The sequence below is a fragment of the Pilimelia anulata genome (assembly GCF_014647895.1).
Lineage (GTDB): Bacteria > Actinomycetota > Actinomycetes > Mycobacteriales > Micromonosporaceae > Pilimelia > Pilimelia anulata.
Genome location: NZ_BMQB01000001.1, coordinates 738219 through 752363 on the forward strand (window position 1 = coordinate 738219; position 14145 = coordinate 752363).

The following is a 14145-nucleotide window of genomic DNA, read 5'->3' on the forward strand; positions in this document are numbered from 1 at the left end:
GGGGGCCGCCCGGCTCAGCCGAGCGGGTGCGCCGCGCGGAACGCCTCGATGTACGCCGGCAGCTCCCGGGTCGGCGCCCAGCCCAGCGCGCGCGCCCGGGTGGTGTCGGCCCGGCCGCGGGTCCGCTCGCCCGGCAGCGCCGGCAGCAGGGCCGTCGGGGCGCCGAACATCCGCGCCACCTCGATGATCGGCCACTCCCGGCCGGTGCCGAGCATGTACCCGTCGCCGCTGCCGTCGCGGGCGCAGCGGATCACCCCGGCGACGATGTCATCGATATGGGTGAAATCGCGCGTCTGGGTGCCGGGGGAGACGACCGTCAGCGGCTCGCCGGCCAGGTACTGCCGCTCGAAGATCCCGATCACCGTCGCGTACTTGCCCTCGGTGATCTGGCCGGGGCCGTACACGTTGTAGAAGTACGTGATCGCGTGCTCCAGGCCGTACCAGTCCGCGTAGTTGCGGATGTACTCCACGTTCTTGGCCTTGGTCCACGCGTACGGGTTGAGGTTCTCGTCCGCGCCGTCGTTGCCGAACTTCGAGCTGGACCCGGCGTAGACGAGCTTGGACCCGTGCCGGTGCGCGAAGTGCACGACCTCCTTGGTGCCGCGCATGTTGTACTCCCACGTCAGGTCGCCCTCGGCGAACGACTGCACGATCCGGGAGTACTCGCCCAGGTGGTAGACCACCGCCGGGGACGGCAGGCCGCGGTCCTGCCAGACCTTGTCCAGGTCGATCGTGCTCGCGTTGAGGTACGTCACCCGCGCGTCGTCGACGTGGTTGTCCGCGGTCCCGGTGAAGTAGTTGTCCACCGAGATGATCGCCGCGGCCGGGTCGTCGGCCACCAGGTGCCGGATGAGGTTGCTGCCGACGAAGCCGGCGCCGCCGGTCACCAGAATGGTCGTACGCACCGCGCTGGGCCCTTTCGCTGACGGTCCGAGAGCCCGCCGACTCTACCGCACCGGCGACGGAGGGTGACGCGCGCGCCGCGCCCCGCCGCCGGTGCGGTGGTCGGGTGGGTCAGCCCTCGACGGTCACCGTGGTCAGCTCCGCCGGGATCGCCGGTGCGCCGTCGGTGCCGCCGCCCTCCACCCCGCCCGCGGCCACGCCGTCGAGCAGCTTGAGCGCGTCGTCCTCGACCCGTCCGAAGATCGTGTAGTTGGGCTGGAGGTACGAGTCCTTGTAGACGAGGAAGAACTGGCTGCCGTTGGTGTCCGGGCCGGCGTTGGCCATGGCGAGCACGCCGCGGGCGTACAGCCGGCGCTTGCCCGTGGTGTCGCCCGGCTGGCCCGGCAGGTCGGTGGGCAGCTCGTCCTTGAACGAGTAGCCCGGCGAGCCCTCGCCCGTGCCGGACGGGTCGCCGCACTGGAGCACGCTCAGCGTCGGGTACGCCGTGAGCCGGTGACAGCGCGTGTCGTCGTAGAACTTCGCCTTCGCCAGGTGCGCGAAGTTGAACGCCGCGCACGGCGCCTTCGCCCGGTCCAGGGTCAGCGTCGCCGGACCGTGCGGGGTGGTGATCCGCACGGTCGCGGTACCGGTGGACGGCAGCCGGGTGTCGTCCGGGATCGCCACCGGCCGGGACGGGGTCTCGTCGGTCTTGGTGAAGCCGCAGATGCCGGCGCCGGCCGGGCCGGTCCGGTCCGCGGGGGCGGCGCTCGCCGGTGCGCCGAGGGTGGTCAGGGCCGCCGTCGCCAGCAGCGCTCCCGCGGCGGTCGCCGCCAGTGCTCGTGCTGTCCGCTGCTCAACCCGCATGGAATCCTCCGGGGGATCGATGTGCCTCGCCGTACGGTCGAAGAGGGGTCTACTACACCGATCCGTCGGGGTCAATGCGCGGGCGGCAGGTACAGCGCCCACCGCGTACCGCGACGGCGCAGCACCGTGATCGACAGCGGCGCCACGTCCAGCCGGGCGAAGGCGGCGTCGGGCAGCCCGAGCGCCGCGAGCAGCGCCGCCCGGACGACGGCGGGGTGGGTGACGGCGGCGGCCCGGCCCGGCTCCTCGGCCCGGCCGGCCAGCCAGGCGTCGACCCGGGCGCGCAGCGCTGCCAGCGGCTCGCCGCCGGGCGGGGCCTGCGCCGGGTCGGCGACCCAGGCGGCCAGCTCGGCCACCGGCAGGTCGGCGGGCGCGGTCCCGTGCCAGCGCCCCCAGCCGCGGTCGGCGAGGGCCGCCTCCGGTACGGCGCCGGGGTGGCCCAGCGCCGCGGCGGTCTGCCGCGCCGCTGGCGCCGGGGACGTCCAGACCCGGTCCGGGCGGCGCAGCGCCGCGGCCGGCAGGGCCACGGCGGCGGCGCGCCCGGCCGGGTCCAGGTCGTCCTCGCCGGCGCCGCAGCGGGCGGCGCGGAGCGCGGCCGTGGCGGCGTGCGCCACGAGCCGCAGTTCGGTCACCGGCCGCTCACACCGCGGCGGGCGCGGGCGCCGGCGCGGCGGCCGGGGACCGGCGGGCGGCCCGCTCGGCCAGCGCCGCGAAGGCCAGCCCCAGGCCCGTCCACAGGACGAGCTGGGTGCCGACGGCGGTGAGCCGGAAGGACCAGATCAGCGTGGCCGGGAAGTCGGCCGGCACCTCGTCGACCCGGGGCAGCACGGCGTACGCCGCGGCGACGGTGGCGACGAACGCGCCGACCGCCGCGGCCGCGCGCAGCGCCTCGGTGCCGCGCACCGCCCGGTACGCGGCCACGCCCGCCCAGACGGCGAGCAGGCCGAGGACGACGAGCAGCAGCCAGGCGATCGTCCGCTGGGTGATCGTCTCGGGGTCGCCGACCGCCGGCGGGTTGGCCGGGTACTTGACCGCCGGGACGAGGACCAGCCCGAGGAACGCCGCCCCGGCCAGGGCGAGCGCCGCCCGCCCGTCGGCGGCGAGCCGCAGCCGGCGGCGCAGCAGCGTGTACGCGGTGGCGAGCAGGCCGCCCATCGCCACCCCGAACAGCGCGGTGGCCAGGAACAGGCCGCCCTTCTGCCCGGCGCGGCTGACCAGCGCCTCCTCGTCGTGGGTGTGCCCGTCGGCCGGCGCCGGCTCGGCGGCGGCCTTGGCCTCCTCGATGGCGATCGCGCGGTCCACGGCCGGCTCGCCGACGGCGTACGCGAACGTGCCGGCCAGCAGGCCGCCGATGAGCCCGGCCAGGAGGCCGCGCAGCAGGATGCGGAGGAATCCGTTCATGTGCTCTCCGTCCCCGGTACTAGTGGCAGGGGACGCCGAGCAGGTGCCGGCCGTCGTGCATCAGCTCGTGCAGGAACAGGCCGCTGCGCGAGACGGCGCCGTTGTCGAACGCGACGAGGTACGCGAGCAGGAGCGCGCCGGCGACGACCGCGAGCGCGGCGACGAGCACGCGCGCGGGGATGCCGGCGGCGGCGCCGGTGGTCTGGACGGACATATGTGGCCTACCTCCGAAGTGGGATGACGCGTCCCGGATTCAGCGCGGCGGGCGGTAGTCCTGACTTCCCGGCCGGGGGGCCGGGTCACAGTGGCGCGACCGTACCGGAGTTGCACCGGTTTCCTCCGCGTCGCCGCAGCGGGGTGAGCTGACCGTAGCCGCCGCGCCGAACGGCGGTCAACCGGACCGGGCGCGCCGCGGACCGGCCCCGGCCGCGGGCGTCGCGGCGGCGTCGGGCCGGTGGCGATCCGGCGACCGGTACGCGGCCGACCGGTTTCCCACCCCGGGTGTGAAGGCTCACAGGCCGGCCCGCCCATTCACCCGTTGGCGTGCACACACTCCGCCGAACAGCGGATGGCGAAAAGCCGATCAGCCACCCCCGGCTGTCTTTTAGGCCCATCAAGCAATCGGGCGGACGTGTGCGAAGGTCCCTCATGATGACGGACCGCAATCGAGTGATTGCGTAGAGTCATTTGCATGTGTCGATATCCACTGTGATCGATCAAGCGCTGATCGATCGTCACGAAAGGAATCCGACGTGCGTAGGACAGCAGGGATCGGGGTGGCCGCCGTGGTCGCGATCATCGGTGCGGGGGCGTTGACGCCCGCGCCCGCGAGCGCCGCCGCCGATCCGGCACCGTTGCGCGGGCCAGCCGGGCGGATCGTCGCGGACCGGTACCACGTCGTCCTCAAGGACGACACCCGCGCCGCCGGCGCCACCGCGCGGGTCGCCCGCGCGGCCGAGCGAGCCGGCGGCGACGTGCACCAGCGCTACGAGCGGCTGCTCCACGGCTTCACCGCGACGCTGGCGCCGGCGGCGCTGGCCGCGGTCCGCCACGACGCCGCGGTGGCGTGGGTCGAGCCCGTCGCCGCGACGGCCGCGGCGGCCCGACCCGGCCCCGCGACCGGCGGGACCGCCGCGCCCCGCACCGGGCGCGGCACCCAGAGCGACCCGCCGTCGTGGGGGCTGGACCGGCTCGACCAGCGGCGGCTGCCGCTGGACCGCCGGTACCGGTACGGCGCGGCCGGCGAGAACACGGACGTCTACGTCGTCGACTCCGGTATCCGCGCCGACCACGCGGACTTCGAGGGCCGGGTCGACGGCCGGTACGACGCCACCCGCGACGGCCGCGGGGTCAACGACTGCCACGGGCACGGCACCGCGGTGGCCAGCGTGATCGGCGGCCAGCGGTTCGGCGTGGCGAAGAAGGCGCGCCTGCACTCCGTCCGGGTCCTCGGCTGCGCGGGCACCGGCACCGACGCGCAGCTCCTGGAGGCGCTGGACTGGCTCGCCGGCGTGCCGCGCGAGCGGGCCGTGGTGAGCATCGGCCTGCAGGGCTACGGGTACACCGCCCGGGCGGCCGCCGCTCGGCTGATCGCCGACGGCCTGCCGATCGTATTCAGCGCCAACGCGGTCGCGCAGGACGCCTGCAACGACTCGCCGGGCTCGGCGACCGGCATCGTCGTCGGCGCCAGCGACCGGACCGACACCCGGGCCGCCTTCTCCGGGTACGGCCGCTGCGTCGACCTGTTCGCCCCCGGCGCCGACATCAACACCGCCAGCCACGCCAGCCCGACGGCGATCGCGCTGGGCTGGTCCGGCACCTCGCTGGCCGCGGCGCACGTGACCGGCTGGGTGGCCCGCGAGCTGAGCAGCGCCACGCTCAGCCCGCCGAGCCTCAAGAGCGAGCTGCTGAACAGCGCCACCCGGGACGCCATCCACGGTGCCCTCGGCACCCCCAACCGCCTCGTCTACGCCGAGCCCGTCACCGGCGTCAACCCCGTCTGGACCGAGGACTTCGAGATCGAGTCGGGCTGGCAGCGCGACCCGTACGGCACCGACACGGCCACCGGCGGCCAGTGGCTGCGCGGCACCGCGGCGCAGACCACCGTCAACGGCGCCGTCATGCAGCCCGGCATCGCCGCCAACGGCAGCCGGGCCCTGGTCACCGACCCGCGCGGCGGCCGGGCCGAGGACTCCGACGTGGACGGCGGCGGCACCAGCGCGCTGTCCCCGCTGATCGCCGTGCCCGGCGGCGGGCGGCCGGCGCTGTCGCTGTCCTGGTACCTCGCCCACGCCGGGGCGGCCGACGCGGGCGACCGGCTGCGGGTGAGCGTGGTCTCCGCCACCGGCGTCGTCACCCCGCTGCTCGAGCGCGCCGGCACCACCCGGCAGATCGAGGCGGCCTGGACCGACAGCACGCTGAGCCTGCATCCGTACGGCGGGCAGCGGATCCGGCTGCTGGTCGAGGCCGCGGACGGCGGCGCGGACAACGTCGTCGAGGCGGGCGTCGACCACCTCCGGATCGTCCACTGACCCACCCTTCCCCGGGGCGGTGCCGCGCAGGGCGGCGCCGCCCCACCGCCGTCGCCCCGGCGCCGCCGGGGTCAGGTGGCGAGGGTGTGCACGGCGGTGAAGCCGGCGACGGCCAGGACCAGCGCGGCGAACGCACGCGACAGCATCGGCCCCGAGGCCCGGCGGGCCAGCTTCACCCCGACCAGCGACCCGGCGATCGCCGCGATCGTGAACGGCAGCAGCACCGGCCAGTCCGGCTGCGCGTCGGTCAGCCGGGGGATCAGCGCGGCGATGCAGTTCACGGCCGTGACCAGCAGCGACGTGCCGGTGGCCCGGCGGATCGGCATCCGCAGGACCAGGACCAGCGCCGGGACGATCAGGAAGCCCCCGCCGACGCCCAGCAGCCCGGTGAGGAAGCCGACGCCCGCGCCGACGGCGATCGTGCGGGCCAGCGGCCAGCCGCCGGTGGGCAGCGCGCCGGCGGGCTCGGCCGGGACGCGCCGGCGGGTCAGCAGCCCGACCCCGCAGGCGATCATGACGACGGCCAGCGCGAGCAGCTCGACCCGCGGCGGGATCAGCGGGCTGACCAGCGAGCCGAGGGCGGCGGTCCCGGCGCCGGACGCGGCCAGCACCCCGCCCGAGCGCCAGCACACCTGCCGGGACCGGGCCTGCGGCAGCAGCACGATCGTCGCGGTCAGGCCGACCACGATGAGGCTGCCGGTGACCGCCTCGCGGGCGTTCTGGCCGACCAGGTACAGCAGCGCCGGCACGGTCAGCACGGCCCCGCCGCCGCCGAGGCCGCCGAGTACCGCGCCGATCAGCGCGCCGACGGCGAGGACCAGGACGGCGCTCACGCCGGCACCGCCGCCGGGAAGCGGTACCCGGCCCGGGCGGTGAACTCGGCGCTGACCGTGAACCGGTCGCCCCGGACGACGGTGTGCCGCCACTCGACCGCCTGCTCCCCGCTGCGGGCGAGCCGGTCGATCGTGAAGACGGCGACCGTCTCGTCCAGCCCGAGCAGACATCGCTCGGCGGCGGTGGGCACGGCGGCCCGGTACTGCTCCCGGCCGCCGGTGATCTCGTGGCCGCAGGTGCCGGCCAGCTCGTCGTACAGGGCGGTGTGGGTGAAGTCGGCGTCCAGCAGCCCGACGGCGATGGTCGCCGGCAGCCACGCCCGGTCGAAGGCCAGCGGCTCGCCGTCGGCGAGCCGGACCCGTTCGAGGTAGACCAGGGCCGCCCGGGGCGCCAGCCCGAGGTGGGCGGCGGCGATCTCGTCGGTGCGCAGGTCCAGCGCCCGGACGATGCTGTGCTGCCGCTGCCCGACCGCCTCGACGGCGGCGAACAGGCTGTACAGCCGGTCCAGCGGCTGGTCGATCTCCCGCGGCGCCGGGCGGGACGGGCGGCCCCGGCCGGCGACGACGCGGCCGTCGCTGCGCAGCCGGCGCAGCGCCTCGCGGATGGTGTGCCGGCTGACGCCGTACTGCTGGACCAGGGCGAACTCGCCCGGGAAGGCGCCGTCGAACTCGCCGGCGGTGAGCCGGCGGGCCAGGTCGTCGTGAACCTGGGCCCAGAGGGGGAGTGCGCTGTCGCGGTCGACCGGGCGCGCGCCCGGCGGGGGGCTGGTCACCCCTCAAATGTACGGACATCCGCACACCCTGCCAAGTCCGGTCGGCCGGAACGGGCGGGCCGACCGGTACCCCCCGGACCGCGCACCCGGCCACGAACGGCGCAGCGGGGCCCCGAACGGGCGGCGAATCCTGAGTGGACCGGCCCGGATCGGGGTGCGCGGCGCGTGCCGCAAACCCCTGATCGGCAGGTAGGCTCGCCCAATGCGCGCCACGCCCCCGCCAGATTTCGGTGCCGACGGCGCCGCCGGTGGGCTGACCGAGTCCGACCCCGGCGCCGCGCTGCCCCCGCCGGCCCGGATGCGGCAGGGCGAGGTCTGGACGGTGGGCAACCGCAGCGACCTGCGGTACCGGGTGCTGGTGCTCACCGGCGACGCGTACAACGACCGGGAGAACGCCGCCCCGCTGTGCGCGCCGATCGTCCGGCTGCGCGGCATGGCCGACCTGCCCCCGTACGCGGTCCCGCTGGCCGAGCAGGACCCGATCACCGGCGTCGTCGTGCTGAACCGGCTCCGCCGGCTGCCCGCCTACGCCGGGGCCGAGCGGATCGGCATGATCACCGGGTCGAGCATGGCCCGGCTGCACGACGCGCTGCGCTTCCTCTTCGAACTCTGACGCCCCGCCGGTCCCACCGGCCCCGGGCCCGCGGCCCGGTCATCCGGCGGCGGCTGAACTCTCCGGCCGCGCCGCCCGTACCCCTGCGTGACCTCGTACTCCGTGTGTCCGGAGGTGGCTGTGCCCCGTCGAGTCCGTATCGCCCTCGCCGGCCTGTTCCTGGTCGGCGCCGCCGGCTGCGCGCCGGTCGCCCCGGCCGACGAGCCGCCCCCGCCCGCCGCCCGCGCGGCGGCCACGGCCGGGGCTGCCGCGAGCCCCGCCGCCGCGGACCCCGCCCCGCCCGCCGTCGTACCGGCGGCGCTGCGGTTCACCGGGAAGACCATCGACGGCGCGGCGTTCGACGGCGGCGGCCTCGCCGGCAAGCCCGCGGTGCTCTGGTTCTGGGCGCCGTTCTGCGCCACCTGCGCCGGCCAGGCCCCGACCATGACCGACCTGACGAAGCAGTACGGCGACCGCGTCGGCATCGTCGGCGTCGCCGGCCTGGGCAGCCGCCCGGCCATGCGCGAGTTCATCACCGACACCAAGGTCGAGGGCGTCCGGCACCTCGACGACGGCGCCGGCGCGGTGTGGCGGCGGTTCGGGATCGTCGAGCAGAGCGTGTTCGTCATCCTCGACGCCGACGGCAACGTGCTGCACAAGGGCTGGCTGGACTCGCTGGACCTGACCCGCCGGGTCGAGAAGCTGGCCGCGTGACCGGCGCCGACTGGGCGCTGGCCGTCACCGCCGGCGCCGTCGCCGCCGTGAACCCGTGCGGCTTCGCCGTCCTCCCGGCGTACCTGTCCCTGCTCGCCGCGCCGGGCGACCCGCCGGCCCGGGCCGCCCGCCGGGCGCTGCGCGGCGCCGCCGCGATGACCGCCGGCTTCGCCGCGGTGTTCGCCGCCGCCGGCGCCCTGCTGGACGCCCTCGGCCCGGTGCTGCAACCGCGGCTGCCGTGGGTGACGATCGTGCTCGGCGCGGTCCTGGTCGGCACCGGCGCGCTGGTCGCCGCCGGCCGGGCGCTGCCGCTGCCCCGCGGCATCACCCGCGCGCCGCGGCTGACCGGCTCGGCGTGGTCGCTGGTGGCGTTCGGCGCGGCGTACGCGGCGGCGTCGCTGAGCTGCGCGATCGGGCCGTTCCTCGCCGTCGTGCTGGCCGGCGCCCGCGGCGGCGGGGTGCTGCCCTTCCTCGGGTACGCCGCCGGCATGGGCGCCGTCGTCGCGGTCACTGGCCTGGCCGTCGTCCTCGCCCGGAGCTGGCTGCTCGGCCGGCTGCGCCGGCTGTCGGCGTGGCTGCCCCGGCTCGCCGGCGGGCTGCTCGCGGTCGCCGGCGCGTACCTGGCGTACTACGGCTGGTACGAGCTGCGGGTGCTGCGCGACCCGGCGGCGGCCGCGGGCGACCCGGTCGTCGCGGCGGGCGCGGCCGCCCAGCGCGCCGCGGCCGGCACGCTGGCCGCGCTGGACCCGCGGGTGCTGGCCGCCGCGCTCGCCGCCCTGGCCGTGCTGGTGCTCGCGCTCGCGGTCGGCCCGCGGCTGCGCGCCCGCCGCGCGGCCGCGGGTCCGGGCCGGCGCGGCCGCCCGCTGCGCGCCGCCCGCCGGGTCGTCTCCCGCCGGCTGGCCGGGCGCCGGCTCGCGGCGGGCCGGTGGCCGCGCTTCACGGCGCCGGCGCCAGCCTCCCGCCGCCCCCGCCCGCGGGTCGCCGCCCCGCCGCGCTGACCGGCCGGGCGCACCCTCGGGCGCCGCGCTCATCGAGCCGTTGCCGAGCCTCTGCCCTCCGAGCGCCCCCCCGCGCCGCGCATCCCGCGCCGGGCCCGGACGCCGCGGCGTCGCCGGGCGTTGCGTCCGGGGCATGTTGATCTTTGTGGATGGTCGGCGGGGGGTGTCGCCGCGCGCGCGGAGGGTGACGCCGGGCCCGCCGCCGGGGCGCCCCCGCGACAGCCGGCGGCGGGAGCGGCAGAATGGCGCACGTGACCTCCATGATCGATCAGCGCCTGGCCGCGGAACTCGGCGTCGAGACCGGCCGGGTGACCGCCGCGGTGGGCCTGCTCGACGGCGGCGCCACCGTGCCGTTCATCGCCCGGTACCGCAAGGAAGCCACCGACTCCCTCGACGACGCCCAGCTCCGCACGCTGGAGGAGCGGCTGCGGTACCTGCGCGAACTGGAGGACCGGCGGGCCACCGTCCTCGAATCGATCCGCTCCCGCGGCCAGCTCACCGACGAGCTGGCCGAGCGGATCGCCGCCGCCGACTCCAAGGCGCGGCTGGAGGACATCTACCTGCCGTACAAGCCGCGCCGCCGGACCAAGGCCCAGATCGCCCGCGAGGCCGGCCTCGGCCCGCTCGCCGAGCTGCTGCTCACCGACCCGACCGGCGACCCGCTGACCGTCGCCGGTGCGTACGTCAACCCGGAGGTCGCGGTCGCCGACGCCGCCGCCGCGCTGGAGGGCGCGCGGGCGATCCTGGTCGAGCGCTGCGCCGAGGACGCCGACCTCATCGGCGAGCTGCGCGAGCAGATGTGGCAGCGCGGCCGGGTCGCCGCCCGGGTCCGCGCCGGCAAGGAGACCGAGGGCGCGAAGTTCGCCGACTACTTCGACTTCGCCGAGGCGTTCACCAGCCTGCCCGCGCACCGGGTGCTGGCGCTGTTCCGGGGCGAGAAGGAGGGCGTCCTCGACGTCGCCCTGGAGCCGGACGCCGAGCCGCCCGCGCCGGGCGTGCGCACCACGTACGAGGCCCGGATCGCCGCGCACGTCGGCGTCGAGGACCGCGGCCGGACCGGGGACAAGTGGCTGCTGGACACCGTTCGCTGGTCCTGGCGCACCCGCATCCTCGTGCACCTCGGCATCGACCTGCGCGCCCGGCTCTGGCAGGCGGCCGAGGACGAGGCCGTCCGGGTGTTCGCCGGCAACCTGCGCGACCTGCTGCTGGCCGCGCCCGCCGGCCCGCGGTCCACCCTCGGCCTGGACCCCGGCCTGCGCACCGGCGTGAAGGTCGCCGTCGTCGACGCCACCGGCCGGGTCGCCGAGACGGCCACGATCTTCCCGCACGAGCCGCGCCGCCAGTGGGACGCGTCCCTGGCCACGCTCGCGAAACTCTGCGAACAGCACGCCATCGAACTGGTGGCCATCGGCAACGGCACGGCGTCCCGGGAGACCGACCGGCTCGCCGCCGACCTGGTCAAGCTGCGGCCCGGGTTGATCAAGGTGGTCGTCTCGGAGGCCGGCGCGTCGGTCTACTCGGCGTCGGCGTACGCGTCCGAGGAGCTGCCCGAGCTGGACGTCTCGCTGCGCGGCGCCGTCTCCATCGCCCGCCGCCTGCAGGACCCGCTGGCCGAGCTGGTCAAGATCGAACCGCGCTCGATCGGCGTCGGCCAGTACCAGCACGACGTCGCCGAGTCCCGCCTGGCCCGCTCGCTGGACGCGGTCGTCGAGGACTGCGTCAACGGCGTCGGCGTCGACCTCAACACCGCGTCGGTGCCGCTGCTCGCCCGGGTCTCCGGGATCAGCCCGACGCTGGCGGAGAACATCGTCCGGCACCGCGAGGCGCGCGGCCGGTTCGGCTCCCGGGCGGACCTGCACGGCGTACCGCGGCTCGGCCCCAAGGCGTTCGAGCAGTGCGCGGGCTTCCTGCGGATCACCGGCGGCGCCGACCCGCTGGACGCCTCCGGCGTGCACCCCGAGGCGTACCCGCTGGCCCGCCGCATCGCGACCGCCGCCGGTACGGACGTCGCCGCCCTGGCCGGCAACGCCGCGGCCCTGCGCCCGCTGCGCCCGGCGGAGTTCGCCGACGACAACTTCGGCCTGCCGACCGTCACCGACATCCTCGCCGAGCTGGAGAAGCCCGGCCGCGACCCGCGCCCCGGCTTCCGGACCGCCGCGTTCGCCGAGGGCGTGGAGACGCTCGCCGACCTGCGCCCCGGCCAGTTGCTGGAGGGCGTGGTGACGAACGTCGCGGCCTTCGGCGCCTTCGTGGACGTCGGCGTCCACCAGGACGGGCTGGTGCACATCTCGGCGCTGGCCGACCGGTACGTCGAGGACCCGCGGGATGTGGTCAAGTCGGGCGACATCGTCAAGGTCCGGGTGCTGGAGGTGGACGCGGTCCGCAAGCGCATCTCCCTGACGATGCGCACGGCCGACGACGCCCGCCCGCCGCGCCCGCGGGGCGAGGGCGCGCGCGGCGGCGCCGGCCGGGACAGCGGCGCTGGTCGGGAGGGCGGTGCTGGTCGGGACGGCGGCGCTGGTCGGGACGGCGGCGGTGCCGGCCGGGACGGCAGTGGCCGGTCGGACCGGGCCGGGCAGCGGGCCGGCGACGCGCGCGGTGACCGGGCGGGGCAGCGCGGCGGGGCGGCGCGCGGTGATCGATCCGGGCAGCGGGGCGAGGGTCGCGCGGGGCAGCCGGCCGCCGAGCGGTCCGGGCAGCGGGGCGGCGACGGGCGCGGCGAGCGGTCCGGGCAGCGGGACGCGGGTGGCCGTACCGGGCAGCGGAGCGACCGCGAGCGCAAGGGCGCGGACCGGGGCCGCGGGTCGGGCGGGCAGGGCGGGCGCCCGGCGCCGGACAGCGCGATGGCCGACGCCCTGCGCCGCGCCGGCCTGGCCTGACCTTCTCCGCGCCGGCTGACCTGACCTCTCCGCGCCGGCGTGGCCTGACCTCGCCGCCCGGCCGGTCGGCCAACGCCATCCGGCCGGGCCACGCGAATGGTCTGGTGGGAGGTGGTCCGGGTGGGTCAGCCCGGGCAGCCGGCGGTCGCCGGGCGGAGGCGCAGTTCGTCGTCGTCGACGCTGACGATCTCGAACCGGCCGGCCCCGCGCGCCGAGGTGATCTCCAGCGTGTCCGGGGTGGCCACCCGCCACGCCCCGTCCCGCCCGACCGGCGCGTCGGCCGGGCCGGGAGAGTACTGGCAGAGGCTGCCGTCCGGGTGGAACTCGATGCCGTCCCGCCCGCGGGCCGGCGGCAGCGGCGCGTCCGCCGGCCGGTACACCCGGACGCCGGCCTCGTCCTCCTCGTGCACGTGTACCCAGCGGCGGAACAGCGCGGGCGGCGGGCTCGGGCTCACGACTCACCTCCGTGTCCGGACAGTGTGTCGACACGGTAACACGCTGTCAAACACAATCAATATGTGCGAATCGGCGTAGCGCCGGCCCCGGCCCGCCGGCGGGCGACCGGTACGGTCACCGGCTCCGCCGCACGGCCCGCACGCACCACACCACCGCGCCCACGACGAGCACGACGCCGATGAGCTGGAGTCCGGGCGAGTCGTCCTTCCCGCCGTACCAGACCGCGGCGGCGCCGAGCGCGACGACCAGCGCGGCCGCCGGGACGTACACCATGGCCTTCCCCTTCTCATTCATCGACCCACTCCAGCAGGTCGCCGGGCTGGCAGTCGAGCACCCGGCACATGGCCTCCAGCGTGCTGAACCGCACGGCCTTGGCCCGGCCGTTCTTCAGCACCGCCACGTTCGCGGGCGTGAGCCCGACCCGTTCGGCGAACTCGCCGACGCTCATCTTGCGCTTGGCCAACTGGACATCGATGCGGACGACGATGGCCATCAGATGACCGCTTCCAGGTCGGTGCGCAGCGCGGTCGCCTTCTGCAGCAGCGCGCGCATGACGACCATCAGCAGCCCCACCACGGTGACCCCGGTGAGCAGCAGGAGCAGCAGCATCGGCATGCCGGGGTCGTCGGCGTGCAGGACGACCCACGTGAAAACGCCGACCAGGACGAGCCACGCCGTGCCGATCGACCAGACGATCGCATCGACCCAGATCATCGCGGCCTGGCTGAAGATGCGGTCCCGCTTGACGAGGGTCAGCAGTTTCCAGGTGGCGACGAGCACCACCTGCACGCAGAGGATGAGGACGACGGCGATGGCGGTCAGGGGCCAGCGCAGGTGGGCGTCCTGTGGTGATTCGCGTGCCATGTGCGCGAACTGCCCCGGCATGGACAGGGTCTGGAAGACCAGCAGGATCCCGAACAGGACGACAAGGAAGACACGGAGCAGCGCAACCGCTCGATTCTCGGTAACCATACATCGAGTATCAGCACGAACCTATCGAAAGTCAATAGCTCACGAGATCATCATTCTGTCGGTCTCGCGGGAGGGCCGCGGGGCCGCCCAGCTCGTGATCGTGGGCTGGGCGACGCAATCCAGCCCTGATCCGGTACCTCACCCATGTTCGCCGGGACGGAGCGGCGAGCGATCCACTATGGAAGTTATTGCTTCGTGACCCATGATGGGAGCCGGACACTCGGGCCACGGCCAGCGGCGCGAGCGCCGC

General features: G+C 76.1%; 16 protein-coding genes and 1 riboswitch. Of the genes, 5 read left to right on the forward strand and 11 right to left on the reverse strand.

The genetic code is table 11. From position 1 onward, the window contains the following. Positions 1–14: 14 nt before the first annotated feature. The 5 genes from IEY94_RS03320 to IEY94_RS03340 all read right to left on the reverse strand — a co-directional run bounded on the left by IEY94_RS03320 (position 15) and on the right by IEY94_RS03340 (position 3361). Complete coding sequence (locus IEY94_RS03320; RefSeq protein ID WP_229783270.1) at positions 15–905, reverse strand: NAD-dependent epimerase/dehydratase family protein; 891 nt, start codon at positions 903–905, stop codon at positions 15–17. Positions 906–1014: 109 nt separating this feature from the next. Further along, entirely contained in the window at positions 1015–1746 is a 732-nt protein-coding gene (locus IEY94_RS03325) for a peptidylprolyl isomerase (RefSeq protein ID WP_189168489.1), read from the reverse strand. A gap of 71 nt (positions 1747–1817) precedes the next feature. Next, positions 1818–2378 carry a histidine phosphatase family protein gene (locus IEY94_RS03330; RefSeq protein ID WP_189168490.1) on the reverse strand — a complete coding sequence of 187 codons (561 nt, stop codon included), beginning with the start codon at positions 2376–2378 and terminating at the stop codon, positions 1818–1820. Between the two features lie 7 nt (positions 2379–2385). Beyond that, positions 2386–3147 carry a CbtA family protein gene (locus IEY94_RS03335; protein ID WP_189168491.1) on the reverse strand — a complete coding sequence of 254 codons (762 nt, stop codon included), beginning with the start codon at positions 3145–3147 and terminating at the stop codon, positions 2386–2388. Between the two features lie 19 nt (positions 3148–3166). Next, a complete protein-coding gene (locus IEY94_RS03340) occupies positions 3167–3361 on the reverse strand; it encodes a CbtB domain-containing protein (protein WP_189168492.1) in 195 nt (64 codons plus the stop codon). Positions 3362–3412: 51 nt separating this feature from the next. After that, positions 3413–3490: riboswitch (adenosylcobalamin (AdoCbl) riboswitch) on the reverse strand. A gap of 409 nt (positions 3491–3899) precedes the next feature. Here IEY94_RS03340 and IEY94_RS03345 point away from each other — a divergent pair. Next, positions 3900–5678, forward strand: coding sequence for a S8 family peptidase (locus IEY94_RS03345; protein WP_189168493.1), 1779 nt, complete (start codon positions 3900–3902; stop codon positions 5676–5678). A 71-nt stretch (positions 5679–5749) separates the two neighbouring features. On the opposite strand, the gene IEY94_RS03350 is transcribed toward IEY94_RS03345, so the two are convergent. Beyond that, positions 5750–6511 (reverse strand): sulfite exporter TauE/SafE family protein, encoded by a 762-nt coding sequence (locus IEY94_RS03350; protein ID WP_189168494.1) that lies wholly within the window; start codon positions 6509–6511, stop codon positions 5750–5752. Beyond that, entirely contained in the window at positions 6508–7284 is a 777-nt protein-coding gene (locus tag IEY94_RS03355) for a GntR family transcriptional regulator (protein ID WP_189168495.1), read from the reverse strand. The genes IEY94_RS03350 and IEY94_RS03355 overlap by 4 nt, the downstream gene beginning before the upstream one ends. A gap of 202 nt (positions 7285–7486) precedes the next feature. Here IEY94_RS03355 and IEY94_RS03360 point away from each other — a divergent pair, with 202 nt between their 5' ends. The 4 genes from IEY94_RS03360 to IEY94_RS03375 all read left to right on the forward strand — a co-directional run bounded on the left by IEY94_RS03360 (position 7487) and on the right by IEY94_RS03375 (position 12467). Beyond that, positions 7487–7897 (forward strand): type II toxin-antitoxin system PemK/MazF family toxin, encoded by a 411-nt coding sequence (locus tag IEY94_RS03360; protein WP_229783271.1) that lies wholly within the window; start codon positions 7487–7489, stop codon positions 7895–7897. A 120-nt stretch (positions 7898–8017) separates the two neighbouring features. Beyond that, positions 8018–8590 (forward strand): redoxin family protein, encoded by a 573-nt coding sequence (locus tag IEY94_RS03365; RefSeq protein ID WP_189168496.1) that lies wholly within the window; start codon positions 8018–8020, stop codon positions 8588–8590. Beyond that, positions 8587–9588 (forward strand): cytochrome c biogenesis protein CcdA, encoded by a 1002-nt coding sequence (locus IEY94_RS03370; protein ID WP_189168497.1) that lies wholly within the window; start codon positions 8587–8589, stop codon positions 9586–9588. Before IEY94_RS03365 ends, IEY94_RS03370 begins: the two co-directional genes overlap by 4 nt. A 251-nt stretch (positions 9589–9839) precedes the next feature. Further along, on the forward strand, positions 9840–12467 hold the full coding sequence (locus tag IEY94_RS03375; RefSeq protein WP_306341584.1) for a helix-hairpin-helix domain-containing protein: 2628 nt from the start codon (positions 9840–9842) through the stop codon (positions 12465–12467). Between the two features lie 125 nt (positions 12468–12592). Here the strand turns inward: IEY94_RS03375 and IEY94_RS03380 are convergent, their stop codons facing one another. The 4 genes from IEY94_RS03380 to IEY94_RS03395 form a co-directional block, all read right to left on the reverse strand. Beyond that, the gene (locus IEY94_RS03380) at positions 12593–12922 is read right to left on the reverse strand and encodes a hypothetical protein (RefSeq protein ID WP_189168499.1); all 330 of its coding nucleotides are present in this window, start codon (positions 12920–12922) and stop codon (positions 12593–12595) included. Positions 12923–13037: 115 nt separating this feature from the next. Then, positions 13038–13217 (reverse strand): hypothetical protein, encoded by a 180-nt coding sequence (locus tag IEY94_RS03385; RefSeq protein ID WP_189168837.1) that lies wholly within the window; start codon positions 13215–13217, stop codon positions 13038–13040. Continuing rightward, positions 13210–13416: a helix-turn-helix domain-containing protein gene (locus tag IEY94_RS03390; RefSeq protein ID WP_189168500.1), complete on the reverse strand. Its 207-nt coding sequence runs from the start codon at positions 13414–13416 to the stop codon at positions 13210–13212. The genes IEY94_RS03385 and IEY94_RS03390 overlap by 8 nt, the downstream gene beginning before the upstream one ends. Next, on the reverse strand, positions 13416–13895 hold the full coding sequence (locus IEY94_RS03395) for a DUF2975 domain-containing protein (RefSeq protein ID WP_189168501.1): 480 nt from the start codon (positions 13893–13895) through the stop codon (positions 13416–13418). Before IEY94_RS03395 ends, IEY94_RS03390 begins: the two co-directional genes overlap by 1 nt. Between the last annotated feature and the right edge of the window lie 250 nt (positions 13896–14145).

Excerpts from the sequence above, each read along its gene's own strand:
- IEY94_RS03325 (WP_189168489.1), bottom strand. The coding sequence starts at position 1,746 with ATGCGGGTTGAGCAGCGGACAGCACGAGCACTGGCGGCGACCGCCGCG.
- IEY94_RS03335 (WP_189168491.1), bottom strand. The coding sequence starts at position 3,147 with ATGAACGGATTCCTCCGCATCCTGCTGCGCGGCCTCCTGGCCGGGCTC.
- IEY94_RS03340 (WP_189168492.1), bottom strand. The coding sequence starts at position 3,361 with ATGTCCGTCCAGACCACCGGCGCCGCCGCCGGCATCCCCGCGCGCGTG.
- IEY94_RS03360 (WP_229783271.1), top strand. The coding sequence starts at position 7,487 with ATGCGCGCCACGCCCCCGCCAGATTTCGGTGCCGACGGCGCCGCCGGT.
- IEY94_RS03385 (WP_189168837.1), bottom strand. The coding sequence starts at position 13,217 with ATGAATGAGAAGGGGAAGGCCATGGTGTACGTCCCGGCGGCCGCGCTG.
- IEY94_RS03390 (WP_189168500.1), bottom strand. The coding sequence starts at position 13,416 with ATGGCCATCGTCGTCCGCATCGATGTCCAGTTGGCCAAGCGCAAGATG.
- IEY94_RS03395 (WP_189168501.1), bottom strand. The coding sequence starts at position 13,895 with ATGGTTACCGAGAATCGAGCGGTTGCGCTGCTCCGTGTCTTCCTTGTC.